General features: G+C 63.2%; 21 protein-coding genes. 9 read left to right on the top strand and 12 right to left on the bottom strand.

The window, feature by feature from the left end; genetic code table 11:
- Positions 1-227 precede the first annotated feature (227 nt).
- The 3 genes from NKJ28_RS05035 to NKJ28_RS05025 are packed head-to-tail and all read right to left on the bottom strand — an operon-like array spanning position 228 to position 4,844.
- Positions 228-1,382, bottom strand: coding sequence for an efflux RND transporter periplasmic adaptor subunit (locus NKJ28_RS05035; protein ID WP_352634353.1), 1,155 nt, complete (start codon positions 1,380-1,382; stop codon positions 228-230).
- Positions 1,383-1,398: 16 nt separating this feature from the next.
- Positions 1,399-4,578 (bottom strand): efflux RND transporter permease subunit, encoded by a 3,180-nt coding sequence (locus NKJ28_RS05030; RefSeq protein WP_352615187.1) that lies wholly within the window; start codon positions 4,576-4,578, stop codon positions 1,399-1,401.
- Positions 4,572-4,844 carry a hypothetical protein gene (locus NKJ28_RS05025; RefSeq protein ID WP_352569409.1) on the bottom strand — a complete coding sequence of 91 codons (273 nt, stop codon included), beginning with the start codon at positions 4,842-4,844 and terminating at the stop codon, positions 4,572-4,574. Before NKJ28_RS05025 ends, NKJ28_RS05030 begins: the two co-directional genes overlap by 7 nt.
- Before the next feature lie 252 nt (positions 4,845-5,096).
- Here NKJ28_RS05025 and NKJ28_RS05020 point away from each other — a divergent pair, with 252 nt between their 5' ends.
- A complete protein-coding gene (locus tag NKJ28_RS05020; protein WP_352569411.1) occupies positions 5,097-5,678 on the top strand; it encodes a TetR/AcrR family transcriptional regulator in 582 nt (193 codons plus the stop codon).
- A gap of 548 nt (positions 5,679-6,226) precedes the next feature.
- Here NKJ28_RS05020 and NKJ28_RS05015 read toward each other — a convergent pair.
- The 6 genes from NKJ28_RS05015 to NKJ28_RS04990 all read right to left on the bottom strand — a co-directional run bounded on the left by NKJ28_RS05015 (position 6,227) and on the right by NKJ28_RS04990 (position 12,412).
- Positions 6,227-7,249, bottom strand: a complete 1,023-nt coding sequence (locus NKJ28_RS05015) for a LacI family DNA-binding transcriptional regulator (RefSeq protein ID WP_023674039.1) — start codon at positions 7,247-7,249, stop codon at positions 6,227-6,229.
- A gap of 59 nt (positions 7,250-7,308) precedes the next feature.
- Complete coding sequence (locus NKJ28_RS05010) at positions 7,309-8,103, bottom strand: ATP-binding cassette domain-containing protein (protein ID WP_352569415.1); 795 nt, start codon at positions 8,101-8,103, stop codon at positions 7,309-7,311.
- Positions 8,104-8,106: 3 nt separating this feature from the next.
- The gene (locus NKJ28_RS05005) at positions 8,107-9,093 is read right to left on the bottom strand and encodes an ABC transporter permease (RefSeq protein WP_023674041.1); all 987 of its coding nucleotides are present in this window, start codon (positions 9,091-9,093) and stop codon (positions 8,107-8,109) included.
- A 107-nt stretch (positions 9,094-9,200) separates the two neighbouring features.
- Positions 9,201-10,133 (bottom strand): substrate-binding domain-containing protein, encoded by a 933-nt coding sequence (locus NKJ28_RS05000; RefSeq protein ID WP_352455167.1) that lies wholly within the window; start codon positions 10,131-10,133, stop codon positions 9,201-9,203.
- 250 nt (positions 10,134-10,383) lie between these two features.
- Positions 10,384-11,178 carry an SDR family oxidoreductase gene (locus NKJ28_RS04995; protein WP_352569416.1) on the bottom strand — a complete coding sequence of 265 codons (795 nt, stop codon included), beginning with the start codon at positions 11,176-11,178 and terminating at the stop codon, positions 10,384-10,386.
- A 76-nt stretch (positions 11,179-11,254) separates the two neighbouring features.
- Entirely contained in the window at positions 11,255-12,412 is a 1,158-nt protein-coding gene (locus NKJ28_RS04990) for a fumarylacetoacetate hydrolase family protein (RefSeq protein WP_352621196.1), read from the bottom strand.
- 225 nt (positions 12,413-12,637) lie between these two features.
- Between NKJ28_RS04990 and NKJ28_RS04985 the strand changes: the two genes are divergently transcribed.
- The 7 genes from NKJ28_RS04985 (at position 12,638) to NKJ28_RS04955 (ending at position 20,174) form a co-directional block, all read left to right on the top strand.
- The gene (locus NKJ28_RS04985) at positions 12,638-13,921 is read left to right on the top strand and encodes an NAD(P)/FAD-dependent oxidoreductase (protein ID WP_352634349.1); all 1,284 of its coding nucleotides are present in this window, start codon (positions 12,638-12,640) and stop codon (positions 13,919-13,921) included.
- Between the two features lie 84 nt (positions 13,922-14,005).
- A complete protein-coding gene (locus tag NKJ28_RS04980) occupies positions 14,006-14,893 on the top strand; it encodes an ABC transporter permease (RefSeq protein WP_352569420.1) in 888 nt (295 codons plus the stop codon).
- The gene (locus tag NKJ28_RS04975) at positions 14,890-15,768 is read left to right on the top strand and encodes an ABC transporter permease (protein WP_352569421.1); all 879 of its coding nucleotides are present in this window, start codon (positions 14,890-14,892) and stop codon (positions 15,766-15,768) included. Before NKJ28_RS04980 ends, NKJ28_RS04975 begins: the two co-directional genes overlap by 4 nt.
- Positions 15,753-16,823 carry an ABC transporter substrate-binding protein gene (locus NKJ28_RS04970; RefSeq protein WP_352569423.1) on the top strand — a complete coding sequence of 357 codons (1,071 nt, stop codon included), beginning with the start codon at positions 15,753-15,755 and terminating at the stop codon, positions 16,821-16,823. The genes NKJ28_RS04975 and NKJ28_RS04970 overlap by 16 nt, the downstream gene beginning before the upstream one ends.
- Before the next feature lie 205 nt (positions 16,824-17,028).
- Positions 17,029-17,637, top strand: a complete 609-nt coding sequence (locus tag NKJ28_RS04965; RefSeq protein ID WP_352569425.1) for a cupin domain-containing protein — start codon at positions 17,029-17,031, stop codon at positions 17,635-17,637.
- Positions 17,627-18,712, top strand: coding sequence for an ABC transporter ATP-binding protein (locus NKJ28_RS04960; RefSeq protein WP_352569426.1), 1,086 nt, complete (start codon positions 17,627-17,629; stop codon positions 18,710-18,712). Before NKJ28_RS04965 ends, NKJ28_RS04960 begins: the two co-directional genes overlap by 11 nt.
- Before the next feature lie 34 nt (positions 18,713-18,746).
- A complete protein-coding gene (locus NKJ28_RS04955) occupies positions 18,747-20,174 on the top strand; it encodes an aldehyde dehydrogenase family protein (RefSeq protein WP_352569428.1) in 1,428 nt (475 codons plus the stop codon).
- A 128-nt stretch (positions 20,175-20,302) separates the two neighbouring features.
- Here NKJ28_RS04955 and NKJ28_RS04950 read toward each other — a convergent pair whose 3' ends face one another.
- A complete protein-coding gene (locus NKJ28_RS04950; RefSeq protein WP_502896663.1) occupies positions 20,303-20,788 on the bottom strand; it encodes an SRPBCC family protein in 486 nt (161 codons plus the stop codon).
- Positions 20,785-21,135, bottom strand: coding sequence for an ArsR/SmtB family transcription factor (locus NKJ28_RS04945; RefSeq protein WP_352569429.1), 351 nt, complete (start codon positions 21,133-21,135; stop codon positions 20,785-20,787). Before NKJ28_RS04945 ends, NKJ28_RS04950 begins: the two co-directional genes overlap by 4 nt.
- 169 nt (positions 21,136-21,304) lie before the next feature.
- On the opposite strand from NKJ28_RS04945, the gene NKJ28_RS04940 reads away from it, so the two are divergent.
- Positions 21,305-21,658 carry an ArsC family reductase gene (locus tag NKJ28_RS04940; RefSeq protein ID WP_352569430.1) on the top strand — a complete coding sequence of 118 codons (354 nt, stop codon included), beginning with the start codon at positions 21,305-21,307 and terminating at the stop codon, positions 21,656-21,658.
- Positions 21,659-22,005: 347 nt separating this feature from the next.
- Here NKJ28_RS04940 and NKJ28_RS04935 read toward each other — a convergent pair.
- Positions 22,006-22,689: transposase (locus NKJ28_RS04935; protein ID WP_352634345.1), on the bottom strand; the 684-nt coding region annotated here is incomplete at its 5' end.

The following is a 22,689-nucleotide window of genomic DNA, read 5'->3' as shown; positions in this document are numbered from 1 at the left end:
TCGCGCGAGTGATACGTGTAGCCGCGACAAGCCGTCGGCTGGATGGATGTCTCGTTTGCTGATCCACAAACTGCCTTCACAGTTGGAGAGCGCCTCTATGCTGCCATCGTCGCCAGAGCCGCCGTTCGCACAACGGCTTGAATCGGCCGTGTCGAAAACATCAGCAAAAACGGCGCCCTTGGCGTGGGAGCCGAGGGCGCCGCGGGACCGGAACCTGATGGGGGTTATCAGGTGGCCGGTTTCTCGGGCAGCGGCGAGATCGGCATTCCCGGGCCGATCTTCTGCAGATTGCCGGTAATCACCCGGTCGCCTTCGGCCACACCGCTCAAGATGGCGACCTGATCGCCATTGGTCGGTCCGAGCGAAACGATACGCTGGTCGACCGTGTTGTCCTTGCCGACGACATAGAGATATTTGCCGAGCTGGCCTGAGCCGAGTGCCGTCTGCGGTACCATCAGCGCATCGGGCTGCTCTTTGACGTGCAGCCGGACGCGGACATATTGGCCGGGCAGCAGCGTGAACTTGCCGTTGCCGACCGTCGCCCGTGCCGTGATCGTGCCGGTCGAGCGATCGATCGTGTTGTCTATGAAGGTAAGATCGCCCTTCTGGCGCGGTTCCGTTTCACCGGGAAGCAGGACGTCGACACTGATCGGTCCCGCGGCCCGGGCTTCCTCGATCTGTGTCAGGTCCGTTTCGCTCGGATTGAAGGTGACGTAGATCGGATCGAGCTGCACCAGCGAATTGAGCACCGTGCCGGCGACGCTGACCAGCGTTCCAACGGATGCTTGGCTGCGTCCGATGCGTCCCGCGAACGGGGCACGGATTTCGGTATAGCTCAAATTGAGCTCGGCGGTCCGCAAGGCGGCCTGGTTCACGGCAAGCGAGGCCTGAGCCTCACGCAAGGTGCTGGTGCGCTGGTCGAACACGTCCTTGGCGAGATAGCCGCTCTTGACGAGTTCGCTGCCGCGCCCGAGATTGGAGCGCGCATAATCGAGCGTCGCCGTGTCGCGCTGGATAAGCGCCTTCGCCTGCTCGAGGGCAGCCTGGAAATCCTCCGGCGCGATCTTGTAGAGAAGGTCGCCCTTCGCAACGTCGCTGCCGTCGGTGGCGACCTGCTCCTGCAGATAACCCGGCACGCGCGCCTGCAGCGTGATGCTGCGGATCGACTCCACCCGGGCGGCGTAGTCGAGATAGATCGGGATCGTCTTCTTGACGACGCTCACCACCGGCACCGGCATGACAAAGGCTTCCGGCTTGGGGGTTGCCGCCCCGGCTGTGCCGGCGTTGAGGCTGAGGCTGCCCATGTCGAGCAGGTGAACGCTCGCCACCGAAATTGCCCCAAGGGCGACGGCCGTTCCCAGCGCGATTTTCCATTTACGCATGATCAATTCTCCAGTCCTATTCAGCCGCTTCGGCCAATGGCTCGAAGGCGGGTTCGGCAGTTGGTTGTTCGGTCGCTTCGGAAACCGGTTCGCTCTCGCTGCGGCGCTCGCGCAGCTGCTCGATCACCGCATAGAAGACCGGCACGAACACCAGCGACAGGATCGTCGCCGCGACCATGCCGCCAAAGACGGTGGTGCCGATCGACTGCCGGCTCGCCGCACCTGCACCTGTAGCGAACATCAGCGGCAGCACGCCGAGGATGAAGGCGAAGGCGGTCATCAGGATCGGTCGCAGCCGAAGCCGCGCCGCTTCCATCGCGGCGTCGACGATGCTGAGGCCTTCTTCGCGCCGGCGCCGGGCAAACTCGACGATCAGAATCGCGTTCTTGGCCGCCAGTCCGATCAGCATGACGAAGCCTATCTGCGAATAGACGTCGATCTGCATGCCGCGCAGCCACAGCACGACGAATGCACCGAACAGTGCGAGCGGCACCGCCAGCAGCACCATGAACGGCATCGCCCAGCTCTCATATTGCGCGGCGAGGATCAGGAAGACGAAGACGATCGCGAGACCAAAGACGACGGATGCGATCGATCCTGCCTTGAGCTCCTGATAGGTGATACCGGTCCATTCGTAGCCGAAATCTCTCGGCAATGCCGTGGCAGCGGCACGTTCCATTGCCGCCACCGCCTGGCCGGACGAAAAGCCGGGCGCGGCGCCGCCATTGATCAGGGCCGACGCATTGTTGTTGTAGTGCGGCACGGTCTCGGGGCCGACGACGGGCACAAGCTTGCCCAGCGTGCTCAGCGGCACCATGCCACCCGACGCATTGCGGACATAGAGCCGCGATATGTCGGCCGGACCGGCGCGAGAGTCCTTGTCGGCCTGGATCGTCACCCGGAAGGTGCGGCCGAACAGGTTGAAATCGTTCACGTAGAGCGAGCCGAGATAGATCTGCAGCGTATTGAACACGTCCGGCAGGTTGAGCCCGAGCAGCTTCGCCTTGGCGCGATCGAGATCGTAGTTGAACTGCGGCGTCGAGGTCGAGAAGGACGAGAACAATTGCTGCGGGTTGAGCTCCGGCTGCTTGCGCGCCTCGGCAATCACGGCTTGCGTCGCATCGTTGAGCGCCACGCTGCCGCGCCCGGTCAGGTCCTCGACCTGGAACTCGAAGCCACCGGTGGTGCCGATGCCCGGGATCGACGGCGGGTCGAAGCTCAGCGCAAAAGCCTCCGGAATTTGCAGCAGCTTGTTGCGCACGTCGGCGACGAGCTTAGACGCGCTCTGATCGGGGCCGCGTTCGTCCCATGGCTTCAGGATAGCGAATTCGACCGCCGAATTCGACTGCGCGGCACTGGTCAGGAAGTTCAAGCCGCTGATCGAGCCGACGATGTCGACGCCGGGCGTGTTCTGCAGGATGTCGCGTGCCTTTTGCGCCACCGCGTCGGTGCGTTCCAGCGAGGCCCCGTCGGGGAGCTGGATGACGACGAAGAAATAGCCCTGGTCCTCGACCGGAAGGAAGGTCGAGGGCAGGCGCTGCCAGACGAAATAGGTCGCGACAAGTCCGGCCGCGAACACGCCGAGCATGATCCAGCGCAGGCGGATGAGAATACGGACCCCATTCGCATAGGCATGCGCCAGCCGTTCGAAGCCCATGTTGAACCAGCGGAACAGCACGAACTGTGTTTCCGGCCGGTGGCGCAGGAAGGCCGCGCTGAGCGACGGGGTAAGCGTCAGCGAGACGAAGGCCGAGATGCCGAAGGAGATCGCCACCGTCAGGGCGAACTGGTTGTAGAGCCGGCCGGACACGCCGGGAATGAAGGCAACCGGCACGAACACAGCCATCAGCACGGCGGTCGTGGCGATGATCGGGCCAGTGACCTCGGCCATCGCCGTTCGCGTGGCAGCCAGCGGTTTGAGGCCGGCCTCAAGTTGGCGTTCGACATTCTCGACGACGACGATGGCGTCGTCGACGACGAGGCCGATCGCCAGCACCATGCCGAGCAGGCTGAGCATGTTCAGTGAGAAGCCAAGCATGTGCATGACGGCCAGCGTCGCCACCAGCGACACCGGAATTGCGATCGTCGGGATGATCGTGGTGCGCCAGCTTTGCAGGAAGATGAACACCACGGCGACGACCAGGACCAGCGCTTCGCCGAGCGTGATCAGCACGTCGTGCATTGAGGCCGAAACGAAACGTGTCGTATCGTAATGCATGGCGTAGCTGACGCCCTTCGGGAAACGGGCCGACAGCTCCTGCATCTTGTCCTTGACGCGCTGCTGCAGATCGAGCGCGTTGGACCCCGGCATCTGGTAGACCGCGAGCACCACCGTCGGGTCCTTGCCGAAGAAGGCCGACGACGAATATTGCAGCGCACCGAGCTCGATGCGCGCAACGTCGCGCAGCCTGACCAGTGAGCCGTTGGCGGTATTGGCCCGCACGACGATGTCGCCGAACTCCTTGGGATCGCTCAGCCTGCCGACGGCGTTGACCTGCATCTCGAAGGCGGTGCCGGCCGGAGCCGGCGACTGCCCGATCTTGCCGGCCGCCACCTGGACGTTCTGCTCGGCGACGGCGTTCTGCACGTCGACGGCAGTAATGCCGAGATTGGCGAGCTTGTCGGGGTCGAGCCAGATGCGCATCGAATAGCGCCGCTCGCCGAAGATCTGCACGTCGCCGACGCCGGGCAGGCGCTTCAGCGGATCGACCACCTGCAGATAGGCGAGATTGCTCAGCGCGACCGGGTTGACGGAACCGTCCGGCGAGGTGAGGTCGACGATCAGGACGAAGTTCGGGTTCTGCTTCTTGATCGTCACGCCGCCCTGATTGACGATGGCCGGCAACGAGGAAGCCGCCTGCGAAACGCGGTTCTGGACGTCGACGGCCGCCGTGCTCAGATCGTAGCCGACGTCGAAGGTGATGGTGATCGTCGAGGAGCCGTCATTGGAGCTCGACGACGACATATAGGTCATCCCCTGGACGCCGTTGATCTGCTGTTCGAGCGGCGTCGTCACCGTGTCGGCGACGACCTGCGCGCTGGCGCCCGGGTAATGGGCGCTGACCACGACCTGGGGCGGCGTGATGTCGGGAAACTGCGAGACGGGCAGGAGGAAATAACAGATCGCTCCGGCGAGCACCATGATGATGGCGATAGCCGACGCAAAGATCGGACGATGAATGAAGAAGTTTACCATGATATGCACGCCTCGCCCGATGCTCTGGCCCGGCCAAACGCCCTGGCTACCCTGGAAAGCCGCCGGCTGCGTGTTGAGCCGGAATCTTCGAGAAAGCCGAAATCTTCAAGGCGGCGCGGCGCATTGCGGCGCTCGGCCTGTTCGTCCGCCAGCGCACGCAGCATCGCCTCGAAGGACCGCGGGTCGACGCGGTCGGCCCTCATCAGCATGCGGATCATCGGATCCCTTACGACTTCATCGATCGTCAGATCATTGCGCTGCGACATCGAAGCGGCTCCTGGTTTTTGGTATCCGCGGCAAGCCGCGGATCTGGTGTTTTCTTGCTCGCCGGCCGAGGCCGTGAGGTGCGGTTCGTCCCCTTGCCGATCGGGGCAGGGCTGATGGCCGGCACTTGCGAGTTTGACATGATGCAATGCGGGTGTTACAGGTAAGTAACATCTCTAACGTTACAGACCGGTAACACCCTAGTCAAGAGGTGCACCGAGGGAATTTCGGGAAACGCAATCACGGAGGTTTTGATGACAGACGTTGTTGTGGAGCGTGTTCGCCCCCGGGACAGGATCCTGGAGACGGCACGGGACATGTTTCACAAGCATGGCATTCGCGGCGTCGGCATCGACGCCATCACCGAGGCCGCCGGCACCAACAAGATGACGCTCTACCGGCATTTCGAGTCCAAGGACGACCTGATCATCGAATGTCTGCGGGCAACCGCCTGCAGCGCCAACGCGATGTGGGAAAAGTTCGAGGCTGAGAATCCGGGCGACAAGCTGGCGCAGCTGCATGCCTGGGTCCGGATGGCGGCCGATTGCCTGATGTCGGACCGCCGCGGTTGCGACATGGCCAACGCCGCCATCGAGCTGAGCGAGGCGGATCATCCGGCAAGGCAAGTGATCAAGGAACTCAAGGAAGCGCAGCGCGAGCGGCTGGTTTCGCTGTGTCGCGATGCCGGCATCGGACAGGCCGAGCTTCTTGCGGACACGCTGTCGCTGTTGCTCGAGGGCGCCCGCGTCAGCCTGCAAAGCGTCGGCGCCGAGGGCCCGAGCGCGCAGTTCGTCCGCATGGCGGAAGGCCTGATCACGTCTTTCAGGGCCAGATAGTCTCGCAAGCGGCGAAACGATACGTGGCGTTTCGATTGCGGGCCGCGCCGCCGGGTGATGTCTCGTCCCATCGCGATGTGCCATCTCGCGTCTCCTGTGCCGATCCTCCGCACCATGGCCGGCGCGGCGTTGATTGCTGGTCGTGAGGCAGGATAGGGCCGCCGGCGAACCGGTGAGAGTGACAAGTGTGACAGGATTCTGCCCGACAAAGCCGCGGCGGTCGCAGCGAAGCTCATCGATCCGCGGATCAGCAAACGTGTCCGGTGCTGTCCCGACCGCAAGCATTGGCCGCTATCCCGGAGCCGAAACAAAAAAAGCCCGCTGCCGGGAGGAGGTGGCAGCGGGCTCGATTTCGAATACGGCACGGGAGGAGGTGTACCGCACTCAGCGTCGGCATCGCATCTGGGAGGAGTAGATGGCCGACACCTGCGAAACTATCGATTGCCCAATGATTCGGCAACCACAAAAGTTGCATAGGTGATGTGCAGATTTGCGGTATCAACCGAATTTTAACGATCCACTGGCCCGAGCCATCGCCTCGCGCGACATCACTGCACCGGGACATTTTCCTTGAAGATCAGGCGCGGCTCGATGAATTTCCGCGTCAGATAGGGCGCCGACGAGGCGATCGAGCCGAGCAGGCGAATGACCGACTGTTCGGCGATCAGCCGCGCATTCTGGTCGATGACGACGTCGAGCAGATCGTCGACCAGATAGCCGCGCGTCTCGCGCGTCAGATCATGGCAGATGAACACCGGCTTCGTCTGCGGCCTGACTTCGAGCAATGCTTTTGCCACGCCCGAGCGCCCGGCGCCGATACAATAGATGCCGAGCAGCTCCGGCTCGTTGTGCAGCGCCTTCATGGTCGCGGTATAACTGACCTCCGGCTCATCGTTGATCTCGACGGCGCTGGTGACGGTCAGATTGGGGAACTCCTCGCCGAGCACGGAGCGAAAGCCCATCTCGCGTTCCTCATGGCCGCGGTAGGAGCGTGAACCGACGACCATCGCCAGATGGCCCTGGCGGCCGCCGAGGAACCGTCCCATCAGCAGCGCCGCCGTTCGTCCGGCCACACGGTTGTCGATGCCGACGTAGGCCGAGCGGGGTGCGCCCGGAACGTCGGACACCAGCGTGACCAGGCGGATGCCGGCCTCGACGATCTCGCGCAAGATGTTGCGCGTTCTCGGATGATCGATGGCGATGACGCCGACGCCGTTCGCCTTGAGCGAGAGGTTTTCGACGGCCGCCTGCAAGGCGCTCGGCGAGATGCCGGCGAGCTTGTGGATGCGGCAGGAGGCGACCAGCGGCAGGCGCGCCGCATAATCCTCGATGTGTCTGGCCAGATCGGCCATGAAGGCATTGCTGCCGATCGGCAGGAAGAATTCGAGATGCGCCGGCCGCGAGGGCAACGCGACCTGGTCGACGACCGGCAGATAGCCGAGCTGCTTGGCCGCCTCCATCACGCGCTGCCGGTTGGCGGCACTGGCTCCCGCCCGGTTGTTGAGCACACGGTCGACCGTCGCGGTCGACAGGCCGCAGCTCCTGGCAATATCCGAAACGGTGGCTTTCATGTCGCAACCATGTGGCGATGCGATCCAGTGCCTCGACGATCAGGCCGACCCCCGGCTGCTCAGCTGGGCCGTTGCGTGCCCTCGACCAGCGCGTCATGGATCTCCTTGTCCGACATGCCGGTGATGACGCGTTCGACTTCGGCGACGCTGGTCTTCTTCGGGTCGATATCGTCGGCGACCACCTTACCGCGGCGCATGACGACGATGCGGTCGACCACCTGGAAGACATGATGGATGTTGTGGGCGATGAAGATGCAGGAATGGCCGGAATCGCGGGCACTGCGCACGAAGCTCAGCACGCCTTGCGTTTCGGCGACGCCGAGATTGTTGGTCGGCTCGTCGAGGATGATGAGATCGCTGTCGAAATGCATGGCGCGCGCAATCGCCACCGCCTGCCGCTCGCCGCCGGAGAGCGAGCCGATCGGCGTCGTCGGCGGGATGTTCTTCGAGATGCCGACCTGCTTGAGCAGGTCACGGGCAACCACGTTCATCGCCTCCTGGTCCATGCGGTTGAGGAAACGCGGCGGCTTGATCGGCTCGCGTCCGAGGAACAGGTTGCGGGCGATCGACAGCTGCGTCACCAGCGCCGAGTCCTGGTAGATCGTCTCGATGCCATGGGCGATGGCGTCGCTGGTACTGCGCAAATTCACCTTCTTGCCGCGGATGAAGATGTCGCCGCTGGTCAGCGGGACCGCGCCCGAAAGCACCTTGATCAGCGTCGACTTGCCGGCGCCGTTGTCGCCGAGCAGTCCGACGATCTCTCTTTCGTTGACATGGAAATTGGCATCAACCAGCGCCTGCACGCGGCCATAGGACTTGCGGATATTTTCCATGCGGACAAGCGGTTCGGCCATGGTTCAAGTCCCTGCCTGATGCCGGCGTTCCAGCCATGAATGGAGCGCCATCATGCCGAGGATGATGGCGCCGATGAAAATATTATAGGCAAGGCCGGGCACGCCGATCAGCACGATGCCGTTGCGCATCACGCGCAGGATCAGGATACCGAGCACCGTGCCGATGATTGTGCCGCGCCCGCCGGTCAGCGCCGTGCCGCCGATCACAACCATGGCGATGACTTCGAGCTCGTAGCCGGTGCCGCTGTTGGGGTTGGCCGCCGAGGTGCGCAGCGAGGAGATGACGCCGGCCAGCGAGGCCAGGATCGACGACAGAATGAACAGGCCGATCTTGACACCGCTGACATTGACGCCGCGCGCCCTTGCAGCACTCGGGTTGCCGCCGGCCGCCTGGATCCAGTTGCCTGTCCGGCTCTGCGTCAGAACGTAGCCGAGCGCGATTGCGGCGGCGATGAACCAGAACAGCGACATGTAGATACGGAACGGCCCGATGAAAAAATCGCCGACCAGCGCTTCCGCCAGCCAGCTGCCCTCGGCGCTCCAGGTCCGCTGCGGAAACCCGTTGGTGACGAACAAAGCGGTGCCGCGCACCACCAGCAGCATGCCCAGCGTCACCAGGAAGGACGGGATCTTGAGCTGCGTCACGAACCAGCCATTGACCAGTCCAATGAACGCAGCGACCACCAGCGCAATGACGAAGGCGGCTTCCAGCGAGGCGACGCCGCTGTTGAACAACGTCCACATCAGGACCGGCGAGAAGCCGAACACCGAGCCGACCGAGAGATCGAATTCGCCTGATGTCATCAACAGCGTCATCGCCAGCGCGATCAGCCCGAGCTCGACCGTGAAGGCCAGCGTGTTCGAGATGTTTTGCGGCGACAGGAAGTCGTGGTTGATGCCCCAGAACACGGCGATCTCGACGACGAGCAGCACAAACGGCCCGAACTCGGGCCGCGCGATCGAGCGTTGGATAAGAGAACGATTTTCCACCTTGGACCCGCGATAGGATTGGATTTGGCCGCGACCGCAACCGGCTTCGGCGGAATGATGAGACAGTCACGGCCGCCGAAGCGGCCGTGACCAACTCGATCGCGGATTTATTTGCCGGACAGGATCTTGTCGTAGACTGCCGCGGTGTCCTTCTCGTAGAGCGCGCCGGTGATCACGTCGAAGCCGGGCGGAATACCGCTCGCCGCCATGTTGGCGAGCGAGAGCGCGACGTAGCTGGTCGCCTGCGGATCCTGCCACTGCGCGGCATTGACGTAGCCGTTAAGCACTTCCTGGGTGGTGTCGAGCGAGTTGCCCCAGCCGACGACCGGGATTTCGCCCGGCTTGACGCCGACCTGGTCGAACACCCGCTTGATCGAACCGGTGACAAGGTCGCCGAGGCCGATAACCGCCTTGACCTTGGCCCTGTTGGCGGTGAGGTAATCGACCATGCGGTTGATCACTTCGGCCTGGTCGAGCGTCGCTTCGGTGATTTCATAGGTGATGCCGAGCGGCTCGAACACGCTCTTGATGCCTTCCTCTTCCTGGACGCCATAGGTGGCGCCGGGAATCTCGACCGGCATCCAGACGAAGTCGCCCTTCTTCACAAGGCCCTTGTCGACCAGATACTGCGCCCAATGTTTGCCGAAGGTGACGTTGTCGCCGCCGACATAGGCGTTGAAATCCGCCTTCGGGTCGGGCGTGTTGAAGTTGATGATCGGGATGTTCGCCGCCCGCGCTTCCTTGGCGATCTCGACAAGGCTGCCCGGATCAGGGCTGGTCGTGGTGATGCCGTCGGCCTTGGCGGAAATCGCGGCGCGAACAGCCTCCTGCTGCGACGCCACGTCGCCATTGTGGAACGACGTGTTGACGGTGTTGCCGGTGTCCGCCGCCCATTGCTTGGCGCCGGCAAGGAAGTATGTCCAGACCGGATCGGCCGGGCCGCCATGCGAAATCCAGTAGAACGTCTTGGCCTGTGCCGCGGCCGGAATGGCCAGCGCCACCATCAAGCCAAGTACAAGCAGTCTTAGCCTCGTCAGCATTTGATTTCCTCCCATTTGAACCGAACTCCTCCTCCGACGACGATCGCGGCCAAAAACCGTGCGCGGCCAAAGCCGTGATCGCATTTGCCAGCGTCGACCTGGGCGCATTAGAGCATTCCCTTTTTCGATCGATGGCAAGCCTCGATTGCCAATGGACGTTGGCGCAAGGCACCACGCCATCAGCAATCCCATCAGATTGCATCAGTTTGGCTGATATTTTCCAGGCGGCCGACGATCGGCCTTGCGACCGTCATGCAATGCTGCGCGGCGGCGCGCCGAGCACGTATTGCTCTAGGTCGATAAGCGTCCCGGTCATCAGCCCGGAGGCGTCGCTGAGCAGGAACAGCGTTAGCTGGGCGACTTCGTCCATGGTCAGCAATCGACCAAGCGGCAGGCCGGCGGCGGCAATCTTTGCCCAGTTTTCGCCCTTGCCCAGCGTGCGCGCCTGCATCTCTTGTTCGGCCGGCGTCGCTACCCAGCCCATGTTGATGCCGTTGACGCGGATGCGATCGGAAAGATGCGCGTTGGCAATGTTTCTGGTCAGCGTCGAAAGCGCGCCCTTGGTTGCGGAATAGATGGCAAGGTCCGGCGCACCGCAATGCGCATTCACCGACAGTATGTTGACGATGGCGCCCGCCGCCCGCCGTGTCTTCATGTCGGCTACGGCCGCCTGCATGAGGAAGAACGGCGCGCGCGCATTGACGGAAAACAACCTGTCCCAGTCGTCGATTGTGCCAGTTTCCAGCGAGGCCCGGTCGGTGAGGGCCGCGGCGTTCACCAGACAATCGATGCGGCCGAGTCTTTTGATCGCTTCCGCCATGACAGCTGCAGGCGCGGCCGGATCTCCAAGGTCGGCCTGGATGAAGACGACGGGCCGGCTTGGTCGTGAAAGCTCTTCGGCGATGCGTCTGCCACGCTCGGCATTGCGGCCGACAATGGCGATCCCTTCGCCGCCGTCGGCTGAGGCCAGCCGGGCGATGGTCTCGCCAAGCCCTTGCGTTCCGCCGGTAACGACAAGGGTCTTGCCCTCAAGAGCGACGATCAATGGACTCTCCCGAATGCCGACGAGCAGGTATTCCAATCAGAGAATTCTAGAATCTATCGGATGTTAGGCTGCGGGACTAGATGAGGTCGGCCCTTGCGAGGTCACGCATCAGGTGGCTGGCGCCGTAGGTCCAGTGTGGGCAGTCGGGCGACAGCCGCACGCGGTTGACCAAGGCGCCGAATTTCTCCGACGAGATGGTGACGATGTCGCCGACCTTGTGGGTAAAGCCCTTGCCTGTTTCGCCCCGATCCTTCGACGGCACGAACATGGTGCCGAGATAAAGCGCCAGCCCGTCGGGGTATTGATGATGTGGCCCCATGGCGGCGGCGACCAACTCTTCCGGCGAGCGGCTGATCTCGGCCATCGAACTGGCGCCCTCCAGCGAGAACCCATCCTCGCCTTCGACTTTCAACCGTACGATCGCCTGCTTCACGTCGCCAATGGAAAATGTCTCATCGAACAGCCGGATAAAGGGGCCAAGTGCTGCCGAAGCGTTGTTGTCCTTGGCTTTGCCGAGCAGCAGCGCCGAGCGCCCCTCGACGTCGCGCAGATTGACGTCGTTGCCGATCGTCGCCCCGACAATCCTGCCGCTGCCGGCGGCAATCATGGCGATCTCCGGCTCCGGATTGTTCCATGTCGAAACCGGATGCAGGCCGACATCGGCGCCGAAGCCGACCGAGGCCATCGGCTGGCACTTGGTGAAGATCTCGGCATCGGGGCCGATGCCGACTTCCAGATATTGCGACCAGGCGCCGCGCGCAATCAGCTTGGCCTTGATCTCCATCGCTTCCGGCGAGCCGGGCTTGAGCTTCGACAGATCGTGGCCGATCAGCCCGGCGATGTCGGCGCGAATGGCGTCGGCCTTTTCCGCCGAACCGCGCGCCTGCTCCTCGATCACCCGTTCGAGCAGGCTGACGACAAAGGTGACGCCAGATGCCTTGATCGCCTGCAGGTCGACGGGGGACAGCAGATACGGTTTCCCCGGATCGCGCGCTGTCTCGAAACTGTTAGCGGCAATGGCATCGAGCGGGCCGATCGGCCGCCCCTTGGCCGAGCGGACGTGCCCCGCCGGATCCGGCAATTCGCAAACGTCGCGCACGGTCGGCGCCACATTTGACGTGATGTCGAAGACCGTGCCGTCACGCACCGTGACCACCAGCGGATGGGAAGCATCGCTCGCCCGGGCGCGGCCCACGAAGAGGCCTTCGGCGGGCAAATGTGTGGCGTTCGTCATGGCTTACATTTCCTGTTGTCTTGTCCTTCGGCCGCGGCACTTTCAACAAATTCCCGCCAAAGGTCTATCCCGCTTGCAGGGCGAGCTTTGTCAATTCTTTCAAGCGGTCTTCGCATCGCTGGACCTTGATCGAGCCTGACGTGCGCCAACGGCGACGGAAAACGCTCTTTCAAAATAATGAAACCGTCGCTAGGGTTTTCACCTACTGAAATCTCCAGGTGACGCTTGCCCGTACGGTTTTCCGATCCAATCTGGCAGAAGCCGCGGACAGCCACCGCGTTCCAGTCGCTTTTTCCCGCCGGCCAATGCGTCGATGTCGTTATCGTCGGCGGCGGTATCATGGGGCTGTCGACAGCCTTGCACGCTGCCCGGTTCGGCCTTGCTGTCCAGGTGCTGGAGGCCGGCGAAATTGGCAATGGCGCATCCGGCCTGAACGGCGGTCAGGTCATTCCCGGCCTGAAATACGATCCGGATTGGCTGCTGGAGCATTTTGGTCTCGAACGCGGCGAAGCGCTCGTCAACTTTGCCGCCTCGACCGCTGACACCGTCTTCGAATTGATCCGCGACGAAAGACTGGCGGTGCCGTTCGTCCGCAATGGCTGGATCCAGGCCGCGCATACCGAGACCGCGCTGAAAGCGGCGGCGAACCGGGATCGGCAGTGGCGCGCCCGCGGCGCCGATGTCCGGCTGCTGAGCGGGACGGAGATCGCGACGATGACCGGCGCGCAAGGCTATCTCGGCGGCTGGCTCGATCGCCGCGCCGGTGTCATCGATCCGCTCGCCTACACGTCGGAACTGGCGCGCGTCGCTGCAGCGGCGGGCGTAAAGATCGCCGAGCGCCAGAACGTGATGCAGATCAGCAAGAATGCTGGCTTTTGGCACGTTTCTACGGAAAGCGGCGCCGAACTCCAGGCCAAGGCGGTCGTTCTGGCGACCAACGCCTATACCGGCGACCTGCTCCCCGGCCTCGCCGAGACGATCGTGCCGCTGCATTCCTTTCAGATCGCGACAGCGCCGCTATCGTCCAATCTCGCGGCGGCGATCCTGCCGGAAGGGCAGGCGGTGTCGGATTCGCGCCGCATCCTCGTCTATTATCGCAAGAGTGCCGACGGCCGGCTGGTGCTCGGCGGGCGCGGCCGCATGGCTTTGCCGAACGGCCCGGCCGACTGGGCGCATCTGGAACGCGCGCTGCTGCGGCTTTATCCGGCGCTGTCAGACATTGCCATTGAAAAGCGCTGGTTCGGCCGGGTGGCAATGACGCCGGACCATCTCCCGCATATCCACGAGCCAGAGAAGGGCCTGCTGGCGGTCGTCGGTTGCCAGGGCCGCGGCATCGGCCTGATGACCGCGCTTGGCGAGCGCATCGCCTCCTATTTGTCGAGCGGCGACACCAGGCAATTGCCGTTCCCGGTCTCGCCGATCCGGCCGATCCCGTTTCATGCGTTTCGGCAGGTCGGCGTTGCCGCGACGATCGCCTGGTACCGGATGCTGGACGCCTTCGAACGCTGACGTTCATGCCCAAGCGTGAAACAGCTTGACAGCTTCACGAATATGAAAAAAGTTTAGTCGATTTCAAATTATGATGGGTAGTCGATGTCGACCATCGCCGCAACGCAGCCGCTGCCGGAAACCCGGTCTTCGCCGGGTTTTCGCTTCGCCATGCTGCTGCCCGGCGGGTTGGTCACCTTCTTGCTGATCCTTTTCGCCCTCGGCCTGGTGTTCTTTCTCGCCTTTCGCGGCAATGACGGCTCGCTGCTGGGGGCTGGTTTCACCCTTGCGAATTTCGTCACTGTGGCCACCGATCCGCTGTACTGGACGGTGACGCTGCGCTCGCTGGGCATCGCCGGGCTGGTGACGCTGGCAACCGTCGTCACCGCCTATCCCGTTGCCTACTATCTGGCTTTCCATGCCGGGCGGCGGCGTGGGCTGCTGCTGTTCCTGCTGACCCTGCCGTTCTGGACCAGCTATCTGCTGCGCGTCTTCGCCTGGAAGATCGTGCTTGCCTATAATGGCGTGCTGAACTCGGCGCTGATCGAAAGCGGCATCTGGTCGGAGCCGACATTGGCGTTCTTGAATACGCCGGCAGCGGTCGTCGTCACGCTTGCCCACGCCTATGCGCCGTTCGCCATCCTGCCCATCTATGTGGCGCTGGACACCATCCCGAAATCGCTGCTCGAGGCCGCTTCCGATCTCGGCGCAAAACCATTCACCAGTTTCCGCCGCATCGTGCTGCCCAATTCGATGCCGGGCGTGCTGGCGGCCGCTCTCGTCGTCTTCGTGCCGACCGTCGGCGATTATGTGACGCCGGCGCTGGTCGGCGGCCCTGCCAGTACAATGATCGGCACACTGATCCAGGCCGAGTTCGGCAAGGCCAATGACTGGCCGTTCGGCGCCGCACTCGCCGTCGCCGTCATGCTGGTCATTCTCGCCGTGGTGCTGGTGGTGCGCTTCGCCGACCGGCGATACGGCAGCCGCACATGAACACGGCGCGCCTGGACGCAAAGCAAGGCGGCGGCTGGCTCGGAGCCTACGTCCTTGCCTATCTGGTGTTTCTGTATCTGCCGATATTGCTGATCCCGCTGTTTTCATTCAACAATTCGATCCAGGCGGCATTTCCGCTGCAAGGCTTCACGCTGGAATGGTACGGCACGCTGGTCGGCAATTCGGCGCTGTCCGGTGCGCTTGCCACCAGCCTCGTCATCGGCGCCATTGCCGCCACCGGCGCAACACTCTGCGGCATCACCGTGTCCTATATGGACCTCTACGGCCGCTCGCCGCTGGCCGCCACGATCAGTGCCATTGCGCGGCTGCCCATCCTGATCCCCGGCGTCATCGTCGGCATCTCGCTGTTGATCCTGGTCAATCTCGCCGGTTTCGGGCCGTCACGCATTGCCATTGTGCTCGGCCATGTATTGGTGGCGCTGCCGACGACGGTGGTGGTCATGCGCAGCCGCTTCGCCGCCATCCCGAAGACCATCCGCGAGGCAGCGCTCGACCTCGGCGCCTCGGACTGGACGACCTTCAGACGGGTGATGCTGCCGCTCAGCCTGCCCGCCATTATTTCGGCGTTCATGCTGGCCTTCCTGACCTCGTTCGACGAGTTCATCGTCGCCTTCTTCCTTGCCGGCACCGAGCCGACGCTGCCGCTTTATATCTGGAGCCAGCTGCGCTTCCCGAAATCGCTGCCGACCGTCATGGCGCTCGGCACGGCGATCCTGGCCGTGTCGTTCGTCATCGCCGCACTCGCCGAAATCCTGCGCCATCGCGGGCTTGCCGCCGCTCAGCGGCCAGCGCCCGCCAGCCTGTCAAAACCAGAAGAAACCGAAAGAGGAGAACTGCAATGGCATTCGACTTGAAATCGATAACGACAAAGACAGCGAAAACCGGACTGGCCGCCTTCGCGCTGGCGCTTGCATCGACTGTCGCCTTTGCCGGCGACAAGCTGCAATATTTCACCTGGTCGGGTTACGAGCTGCCCGACTTCAACAAGAGCTTCCTCGCCGCGCACCCTGATGGCGTCGAAGCCTCGATGTTTGGCGACGACGATGACGCCTTCACCAAGGTCAAGGCCGGCTTCCGCCCCGATGTCGCGCACCCTTGCTATGACAAGGTGGCGCGCTGGAACAAGGAAGGCCTGCTGCAGCCGATCGACACCAAGCGCATCAAGAACTGGGATTCGATCTTCCCGGTCTTCAAGAACCTGCCCGACCTGCAGGCCGGCGACGGCAAGGTCTGGATGGTGCCGTGGGACTGGGGCAATACCTCGATCCTCTACCGCACCGATCTGGTGAAGAACCCGGAAGCCAGCTGGAATCTGCTCTGGGACAAGCAATATGCCGGGCGCATGGCGACCATCGATGCCGTCCACGACACACCGGTGGTGGCGGCCCTTCTGGCCGGCGTCAATCCATTCGACATGACACCGGAACAGATGGACAAGGTGGCGGAGAAACTGCGCGAGCAGCGCCCGCTGCTCTCGAACTACACCACCGACATGACCTCGGTCGAACAGGCACTGGCGAGCGGCCAGCTGGTCGCGGCCATGACCTGGAACGCCTCGGCCACCTCGCTGAAGAAGCAGGGCGTGCCTGTCGAGTTCATGAAGCCGAAAGAAGGCATGCTGACCTGGGCTTGCGGCTTCGTCATGCTCAAGGACGCCAAGAACGTCGACCTAGCCTATGACTTCATCAACAGCCGGCTGGAGACGGATTCCGGAAAGTATCTGATCCAGGCCTACGGCTATGGCAGCTCGACCAGCTCGGCTTTCGCCGCCGTGCCAAAGGAGGAGTTGGAGAAACTGCAGCTGCCGTCCGATCCCGAGGTGATGCTGAAGACCACGATCTTCACCGGGCCGATGAAACAGAATGACGAACTCGCCAAGATGTTCGAGAAGGTCAAGGCAGGCGGCTGAGTTCGCTCTTCCTTCTCCCCTTGTGGGAGAAGGTGGATTGGCGCGCAGCGCCAAGACGGTTGAGGGGTGTTGGAAGGAATGAGGCGTTGGTGTTTTCTGGAACACCCCTCATCCGACCGAGCTTCGCTCGGCCACCTTCTCCCACAAGGGGGAGAAGGAAAGACCGCGCGGCGCCGGCCAAAAATACTGTAACAAGGACGAACGAATGGACATGCTGGACGAAGCGGCTGAGAAGCCGAAGGACGACGCCGACGTCAGGGTCGGCCGGCGCGTGCGGGCGCTCAGGCTGGAGCGCAATCTCTCGCTGGCCGAACTTGCCGCCAAAGCCGGTGTCTCGATAGGTGCGCTAAGCCAGATCGAGCGCGGCATGTCGTCATTGCGGGTCCGCGTGATCTGGCCGCTTGCCGCCGCCCTCGATGTAGAGCCGTCGGCGCTGATCGCCGACGGCAATGATGTCGGCAACGATCTTTATTGTGTGCGCGCCAACAGCCGGCGTCAGATCCCGGTCAAGTCGGAAGGCATCGCCAAGGCGCTGCTGTCGCCGCCGGCCGCCACGCTGACCGGCATGCTGGTGACCGTGGAAGCCGGTGGCGGCACCGCCGAAGCCTACGCTCATGCCGGCCATGAATTCGGCTTCGTCCTGTCCGGCGAGGTCGAGCTGGTGGTCGATTCGACCAGGTACGGGCTGAAGGCCGGCGACAGCTTCGCCTTCAAGAGCACGTTGCTGCATGCCTTCCGCAATCCGGGCAGCGAGCGCTGCCAGATCCTGTGGGTCAACACGACCAAACCGTCCGAGGTTCGCGATGGCGCCTGATCCGCTCGTCCGGCTGGACAAGGTCTCCAAGATTTTCCCCGGCGGCATCATCGGGCTCGACGCCGTCGATCTTGACATTGCCCGCGGCGAGTTCCTGACCTTGCTCGGACCGTCCGGCTGCGGCAAGACCACCAGCCTGCGTGTCATCGCCGGCTTCGAGAGCCCGTCGAACGGCAGGGTCCTGCTCGAAGGCCGCGACATCACGGCGCTCAGGCCCTTCGGCCGTCCCGTCAATACCGTGTTCCAGGACTACGCGCTGTTCCCACACATGAACGTTGCCGAAAATGTCTGCTTCGGCCTGTCGCTGCGCAAGCTCTCCGGTGCCGAACAGGCAAAGCGCGTCGGCGCAGCGCTCGACATGGTCGGCCTTGCTGAAAAGCTCGGCGCCCGCGTGTCGGAATTGTCGGGTGGCCAGCGCCAGCGCGTCGCGCTTGCCCGCGCGATCGTCTGCGAGCCGCGTGTGCTGCTGCTCGACGAGCCGCTGTCGGCGCTCGACGCGCATCTGCGCGAGCAGATGCAGGTCGAACTGAAGCGACTGCAGTCGCGGCTTGGCACCACTTTCGTCATGGTCACGCACGACCAGACCGAGGCGCTGTCGATCTCAGACCGCATTGTCGTCATGAACAAGGGCCGCATAGAGCAGATTGCGCCGCCGGCGACCCTTTACGATCGACCCGCCACCAAATTCGTCGCCAGCTTCATCGGCACCATGAACCTTCTGCAGTCGCGCTTTGTCGGCCGTGACGGCGAGCGCTTGCGGTTCATCGCCGGCGCTCTGCCGCTGGAAGCGATTTCGGATAAAGGCGAGCTGCCTGGCGAGGGCACGGTGCGCACCATTGGCGTGCGTCCGGAGGACCTTTTGGCCACGACCGAGGCGGCGGCCGGTACTGCACCGGTGCGGGTGAACAGCATCGTCTTTCACGGCCGCACCTTGCGCCTTCATGCAGAGTTGGGGCAGGGGACACAGGTGGTGATCGACGCGCCGCGCCGGACAGAGGGTTTTCAATTCAGCGTCGGCGACGTGGCGCATATCAGCCTGCGCCGTGGTGCCAACTGCCCTATGCTGCCTAGCTAGTCTCACTCATTTCCAGAAAACCGGAGCACGGCCCATGAGCAATCATCTCAATTTTTTCATCGGCGGCAAATGGGTCGGCCCCGTGGTTCCGGCAACGCTGGATGTGATCGATCCGTCCACTGAAGAGGCCTACACCAAAATCTCGGTCGGCTCGAAAGCCGATGTCGACAAGGCCGTGGCTGCAGCCAAGGCGGCATTCCCGGCCTTTTCGCAAACGACCAAGGCCGAGCGCCTGAAGCTGCTGAAGCGTATCCTCGAAGTCTACAATGAGCGCTACGAGGACATCGCCCAGGCGGTCAGCCAGGAAATGGGTGCGCCGATCAGGTGGGCGCGCGAGGCGCAGGCCTGGGCGGGCAGGGCGCACATGGAAGCCACTATCAAGGCGCTGGAGGATTACGAGTTCAGCGAGAAGCGCGGCACCACCATGGTGGTCAAGGAGCCGATCGGCGTCTGCGCGCTGATTACACCGTGGAACTGGCCGCTCAACCAGATAGTCTGCAAGGTGGCGCCGGCCATCGCCGCCGGCTGCACCGTCGTTTTAAAGCCTTCCGAAATCGCGCCGATCAGCGGCATCATCTTTTCCGAGGTGATGGACGCCGCCGGCACGCCGAAGGGCGTCTACAATATGGTGAATGGCACCGGTCCGGATGTCGGCCAGGTCATGGCTGGCCATCCCGACGTCGACATGGTCTCGTTCACCGGGTCGACCCGGGCCGGCATCATCGTCGCCAAGACGGCGGCCGAGACCGTCAAGCGCGTGGCGCAGGAGCTGGGCGGCAAATCGGCCAACATCGTGTTGCCCGACGCTGACTTCGAGACGGCGGTGCGCAAGGGTGTCAACGCCTGCTTCGGCAATAGCGGCCAGTCCTGCGATGCGCCGACCCGCATGCTGGTGCCGGCCGCCCGTCACGACGAGGCGCTGACGATCGCCAGGAAGGCCGCCGAACGGCACAAGGTCGGCGACCCGCGCTCGGAGGAGACCAAGCTCGGGCCGGTGGTCAGCAACATCCAGTTCGACAAGATCCAGCGGTTGATCGAGGCCGGTATCGCCGAGGGTGCGACGCTGGTCACCGGCGGCCCCGGCCGGCCGGAGCACCTCAACCGTGGCTACTATGTGCGACCGACCGTTTTCGGCCACGTCAGGCCTGGCATGACCATCGAGAAGGAGGAGATTTTCGGGCCGGTCCTGTCGGTCATCTCCTACGATGACGATGATGATGCGGTGAAGATCGCCAACGACACCGTCTATGGCCTGGCTGCCTATGTGCAGTCCGGGGATATCGACCACGCCCGCAAGATTGCCAGCCGGCTGCGCGCCGGGCAGGTGTCGATCAACTATCCGGAATGGGATACGTTCGCGCCCTTCGGCGGCTACAAGCAGTCCGGCAACGGCCGCGAATACGCCGACTGGGCGATCCACGACTTCCTCGAGATCAAGGGCATCATCGGCTACGGCGCCTGAGCCTTCGACATCTGGCATTGCGCCAACCATCGAAATTTGTTCCGAGCGTTGGTGCCTTCGGCACCGGCGTTCGGCTGAACGGCCACAACGATTGCGTGGCCGCAATGTGAGTGCGAAGCAGGGTCGCCTCAGATCGTCTTGAGATAGCCGGCCAACTGATCCGCCACCGTGCCCCAGCCGTCGTAGAAGCCCATCTCCTCGTGGCTGTTGCGCGTGGCTTCGTCGCGGTGGATGGCGGTGGCGGTGTAGCGCGTCGTCTCGCCATGCGATTGCAGCGCTATGACGGCTGTGATGAATGGGTCGCCTGACGGCCGGTAGCCGGGCAGCAGCGCATCGGTCCACACCAGCCGCTCGTCCTGGACGATCTCGAGGTAGCAGCAACGCCTATCGTTGACCTCCTTGCCGTCGGGCGACTGCATGCGGGTGCGGAACAGGCCGCCGGGCCGCAGGTCGATCTCGCAATCGGTGATGATCCACGGCTTCGGCGTGAACCATTGGCTGACATGCTCGGGTCTCGTCAGGGCCATCCACAGCAGTTCTCGCGGCGCCTCGATCGTCCGTTGGAGCACGAGGTCGAGCTTCGGATCGGGTTGGAACAACGGGACCATATTCATCTGTCTGTCTCCTTGAGTTTCAGCACGTAGTCGTCGAACTGGTCGAGACGGCGCTCCCACAGCGCACGCTGCTCGGCCAACCAGTTTTCCGCGAGCTTCAACGGCTCCGGCGCGAGCCGGTAGGTCCTGACGCGGCCGGCCTTTTCCGAATGCACCAGCCCGCAGCCTTCCAGAACCCTGAGGTGCTCGATGAAGGATGGCAGGGCCATCTCGAACGGCCGGGCAAGCTCGCTGACCGAGGCGGGGCTTCGGTTCAGTCGCTCGACCACGCGTCGCCGGGTCGGATCGGCGAGCGCCCGGAAAATGCCGTCAATGGGCGGGGGGCTTTCGGTCTGCAGGCCCGTCATGTCGTTTCCTTGCATCGGCTATTTCGTGAGAAAATTAGCTCGGGAAATAGTTAGGAAGATTCCTTACTATTGGCAAGCGCGAAAATCGCAGACGGCCGGCGAGGCCGCTGGAAAAGTGAGAGGCGCGGTTTTAGGGTGCCGTCAGATTCGACTGGTCCGAGGACGCGTTTTGACGATCACCATGTACGGCATCACCAATTGCGATACGGTCAAGAAGGCGCGTTCCTGGCTGGCGAGCCACGATGTTGCCTATCGCTTTCACGACTACAGGGCAGACGGCCTTGACGCGGATCGGCTGAACGGCTGGTCAGGCAAGGTCGGCTGGGAAATTCTGCTCAACAAGGCGAGCACAACGTTCCGTGAACTGTCGGACGAGGACAGACTGGGCCTGGACGAGAAGAAGGCCAAGGCGCTGATGCTGGCCAAACCGACGATGATCAAGCGTCCGGTGCTGGAACTTGGCGACAGGGTTCTCGTCGGGTTCAAGCCCGATGTTTATCAGCAGGCGGTGAGTGGGAAGTAGAACCGACCCGCCGCGATCCGTCGCGCCCCCCTCTGTCCTGCCGGACATCTCCCCCTCTGGTGGGGAGATTGGATGTCACTTCGGCTTTTGCTAGTCTCCAAAGAAGGGCGCTTTCGGCGAAGCTGCCAATCTCCCCCCTTGAGGGGGAGATGGCCGGCAGGCCAGAGGGGGGCGCTGTCCCATAAGCGCTAACTTAGGGCATGGCAGCTATCCTTGCTGCGGCGGATTGGTTTTTGCGCCGTCTTGGTGGGTCGCAGACGTGACGAATGATTTCGGTGACGCGGGTGAGGATTTTTCCCGGCCGCATCACCCTCAGTATGGCGTTGAGGATTTCAGAACGCAGGAGACTATGCAGCCTCCAAAGGGACAGCGATTGCGCCGTGCGTGGTTTGGTCTTCACGGGGGGGAGAGTCGAGAACGTCGGTGACGGCCTCGTCGATCATCAGGGCCAGGATCAGGTGGGCCGTCAGCCAGCTTCGGGCGAGCCGCTCATCTCGCGCGGGAAGCTTATGGATGCCCATTCCGCTCTTGAGCCGCTTGAAGGCGAGTTCGACCTGCCAGCGCAGCCGATAGGTCTGCAGAACCTCGTCGGCCGTCAATTCATCGGCCGGGACCGAGGTCAGCAGCATGACGAAGCCTGCGGCAATGAGGGTCATCGGCTGCAGCCTGTTGCTGCAGCGGCGCTGATTGCCCCGCTTTGCCGCCTTCTGGGCCTTTTGCGTGGCCTTCTCATCCTTGCGCTTGACGATGAGCCTTGTCGGCAAGGGCGGCTTGCCTCGGCCCTTGCGACCCGAATGCTCCACGAGCACGTTCATCTCGCAAACCTCACCGGGCTGCATAGGCTCATAGATGGCGTTCCAGTCGACCCGTTGCCCGTCGGGCGTGGTCAGCCGAACACTGGTCCAGCCCGTGCGCACAATAAAGTCGGCACCCGCCGCTGCCACCTTTTCAAGGGACGGGGCACGGGCGTAGGCGCGATCGCCAACAACAATGTCGCCTTGGCGTAGCGGAACACGCAAGAAGCTTTCACC

This window comes from Mesorhizobium sp. M0145, from assembly GCF_040322355.1.
Taxonomy (GTDB): domain Bacteria; phylum Pseudomonadota; class Alphaproteobacteria; order Rhizobiales; family Rhizobiaceae; genus Mesorhizobium.
Note: the sequence above shows the minus strand (reverse complement) of the source record. Positions and strands in the feature narration are given on the sequence as shown.

Bases quoted from the DNA above. Each gene is read 5' to 3' on its own strand.
- NKJ28_RS05035 (WP_352634353.1), bottom strand. From the start codon at position 1,382: ATGCGTAAATGGAAAATCGCGCTGGGAACGGCCGTCGCCCTTGGGGCA.
- NKJ28_RS05030 (WP_352615187.1), bottom strand. From the start codon at position 4,578: ATGGTAAACTTCTTCATTCATCGTCCGATCTTTGCGTCGGCTATCGCC.
- NKJ28_RS05025 (WP_352569409.1), bottom strand. From the start codon at position 4,844: ATGTCGCAGCGCAATGATCTGACGATCGATGAAGTCGTAAGGGATCCG.
- NKJ28_RS05020 (WP_352569411.1), top strand. From the start codon at position 5,097: ATGACAGACGTTGTTGTGGAGCGTGTTCGCCCCCGGGACAGGATCCTG.
- NKJ28_RS05015 (WP_023674039.1), bottom strand. From the start codon at position 7,249: ATGAAAGCCACCGTTTCGGATATTGCCAGGAGCTGCGGCCTGTCGACC.
- NKJ28_RS05010 (WP_352569415.1), bottom strand. From the start codon at position 8,103: ATGGCCGAACCGCTTGTCCGCATGGAAAATATCCGCAAGTCCTATGGC.
- NKJ28_RS05000 (WP_352455167.1), bottom strand. From the start codon at position 10,133: ATGCTGACGAGGCTAAGACTGCTTGTACTTGGCTTGATGGTGGCGCTG.
- NKJ28_RS04990 (WP_352621196.1), bottom strand. From the start codon at position 12,412: ATGACGAACGCCACACATTTGCCCGCCGAAGGCCTCTTCGTGGGCCGC.
- NKJ28_RS04980 (WP_352569420.1), top strand. From the start codon at position 14,006: ATGTCGACCATCGCCGCAACGCAGCCGCTGCCGGAAACCCGGTCTTCG.
- NKJ28_RS04975 (WP_352569421.1), top strand. From the start codon at position 14,890: ATGAACACGGCGCGCCTGGACGCAAAGCAAGGCGGCGGCTGGCTCGGA.
- NKJ28_RS04970 (WP_352569423.1), top strand. From the start codon at position 15,753: ATGGCATTCGACTTGAAATCGATAACGACAAAGACAGCGAAAACCGGA.
- NKJ28_RS04965 (WP_352569425.1), top strand. From the start codon at position 17,029: ATGGACATGCTGGACGAAGCGGCTGAGAAGCCGAAGGACGACGCCGAC.
- NKJ28_RS04960 (WP_352569426.1), top strand. From the start codon at position 17,627: ATGGCGCCTGATCCGCTCGTCCGGCTGGACAAGGTCTCCAAGATTTTC.
- NKJ28_RS04955 (WP_352569428.1), top strand. From the start codon at position 18,747: ATGAGCAATCATCTCAATTTTTTCATCGGCGGCAAATGGGTCGGCCCC.
- NKJ28_RS04950 (WP_502896663.1), bottom strand. From the start codon at position 20,788: ATGAATATGGTCCCGTTGTTCCAACCCGATCCGAAGCTCGACCTCGTG.
- NKJ28_RS04945 (WP_352569429.1), bottom strand. From the start codon at position 21,135: ATGACGGGCCTGCAGACCGAAAGCCCCCCGCCCATTGACGGCATTTTC.